The 2,209-nt window shown below is 31.2% G+C and carries 3 protein-coding genes; all 3 read left to right on the top strand.

Going from position 1 to position 2,209, the window contains the following annotated elements:
* Nucleotides 1–121 precede the first annotated feature (121 nt).
* Nucleotides 122–652 (top strand): DUF5683 domain-containing protein, encoded by a 531-nt coding sequence (locus tag ABWO04_RS11305; RefSeq protein ID WP_353079793.1) that lies wholly within the window; start codon nucleotides 122–124, stop codon nucleotides 650–652.
* A 44-nt stretch (nucleotides 653–696) separates the two neighbouring features.
* Nucleotides 697–1,395, top strand: a complete 699-nt coding sequence (gene dapB, locus ABWO04_RS11300; protein ID WP_353079792.1) for a 4-hydroxy-tetrahydrodipicolinate reductase — start codon at nucleotides 697–699, stop codon at nucleotides 1,393–1,395.
* Between the two features lie 53 nt (nucleotides 1,396–1,448).
* A partial coding sequence (locus ABWO04_RS11295; RefSeq protein ID WP_353079791.1) for a DUF5684 domain-containing protein occupies nucleotides 1,449–2,209 on the top strand: 761 nt, incomplete at its 3' end.

Raw genomic sequence — 2,209 nt, 5'->3', positions numbered from 1 at the left:
TTGCTGCAAATGGCAAAGGAAAAATAGCCATTCCTTTTCATTCTGAAGAAGATTTTAATCGAATTATGAAATTAATCAACGATTAGTGAAGCGGTTTCTTTACATATTTATTTTACTGTTTTTGGGCACAACATTTTCTGTAGCTCAAAAGAGAGAATTAAAAATTGAAACTAAAGACATCGTAAAATCCGACATCAACCCATTATCGCCAGCAAAAGCGGCTTTTTATTCTGCTATTTTACCAGGATTAGGCCAAGCATACAATAAAAAATATTGGAAAATTCCTATAGTTTACGGTGCTATTGGTGCTGGGGTGTATTTTATTATGGATAATAATAAAAAGCACAATCAATACCGTGACGAATACAAAAAACGATTAGCTAATGGCGGCGCAATTGACACTTCAGATCCTACTTATGGAAAGTTAAGTACTGAAAGTGTTATTAGAGGACAAAAATTCTATCAAAAAAACAGAGACTTATCTGTACTTATTACTGCTGGTTTGTACATTCTAAATATTGTAGAAGCAAATGTAGACGCTCATTTATTGCAATTTAACGTAAATGACGATTTATCATTAAAACCAGATTTACATACCAATCCGTATACATTTAACCAAAATGTAGGTTTTACATTAACCTATCAATTTTAACATTTTTTTTCGTAACATTTTATTTAAAACAACAACTAATCAAAATGAAAATAGCATTATTAGGGTACGGTAAAATGGGAAAAGTAATTGAAAAAATTGCTTTAGATCGTGGTCATGAAATTGTGTTACGAAAAGGAAGTTCTGATTCTTTTGAAGGAATTACAAATGCAGATGTTGCCATAGACTTTAGTGTTCCAAGTTCTGCTGTTAGCCATATTTCAGAATGTTTAAACCAAAATATTCCAATAATATCTGGAACAACAGGTTGGTTAGAAAATTATGATGAAATGGTACATTTATGCCAAGCAAAAAACGGAAGTTTTATTTATGCTTCGAACTTTAGTTTAGGGGTAAATATTTTTTTCGAACTAAATAATTATTTGGCAAAAATGATGAAAAACCTTTCTGATTATAAGGTTTCAATGGAAGAAATTCATCACACACAAAAATTAGATGCACCAAGCGGAACAGCAATTAGCTTAGCTAATGGAATTATAGAAAATACAGATTATGTTAATTGGACATTAGAAAACCCAACTGATAATCAAATTTATATTGACGCAAAAAGAATAGAAAACATTCCTGGAACGCATTCTGTTTTTTACGATAGCAAAGTGGATCAAATAGAAATAAAGCATACCGCACATAGTAGAGAAGGCTTTGCTTTAGGTTCGGTCATAGCTGCAGAATGGTTAATAGGTAAAAAAGGCGTTTTCACTATGAAAGACGTTTTGGGAATATAAGTATAATTTACGATTTACGATTTACAATTTACGATTTACAAAAACACAAAATTATGGACATATCAACTTGGATTATTACAATATTAATAATTAGTACAATACACGCAATTTGTACTTGGAAATTATATCTAAAAGCAGGTAGAAAAGCTTGGGAAGCCTTCATTCCTGTTTATAACGGAATTGTATTAATGCAAATCATAAACCGACCAAAATGGTGGGTGCTTTTATTATTTTTACCTGTAATTAACTTGTTAATTTTACCTGTAATTTGGATTGAAACCTTACGTACTTTCGGTAAAAAATCCACTGTAGATATGTGGTTGGGTGTAATCACTTTCGGATTGTATGTTGGTTATGTAAATTATACACAAGACGTTTCATACGAAGCTGAACGCAATATCAAACCCGCAACAAAAGCTTTAGATACTTTAGGTTCAATTACTTTTGCATTAATAGTAGCGACTTTCGTACATACGTATTTTATTCAACCCTTTGTAATTCCTTCTTCATCATTAGAAAAATCATTATTAATCGGCGATTTCTTATTCGTAAGTAAATTTCATTACGGTGCAAGAACACCAATGACTCCAGTTGCAGCACCAATGGTTCATGATTCAATTCCAATGGTAAAAAAACTATCGTATTTAAGCAAACCACAATTACCTTATTTTAGATTTCCTGCTTTAGAAAAAATTAAAAATAACGACATTGTTGTTTTCAATTGGCCAAGAGATACACTATCGAATATGTATTTGCCAGCTACAGAAAGAATTGACAAACCTCGCGATAAGAAAACAAATTATGTAAAACGTTG

This window comes from Flavobacterium sp., from assembly GCF_040382755.1.
In the GTDB taxonomy this organism is placed as follows: domain Bacteria; phylum Bacteroidota; class Bacteroidia; order Flavobacteriales; family Flavobacteriaceae; genus Flavobacterium.
The sequence above is the reverse complement of the archived record's forward strand: the minus strand, read 5'-3'. Positions and strand labels throughout refer to the sequence as shown.

Coding starts and splice junctions, on each gene's coding strand:
- dapB (WP_353079792.1), top strand. CDS start 697: ATGAAAATAGCATTATTAGGGTACGGTAAAATGGGAAAAGTAATTGAA.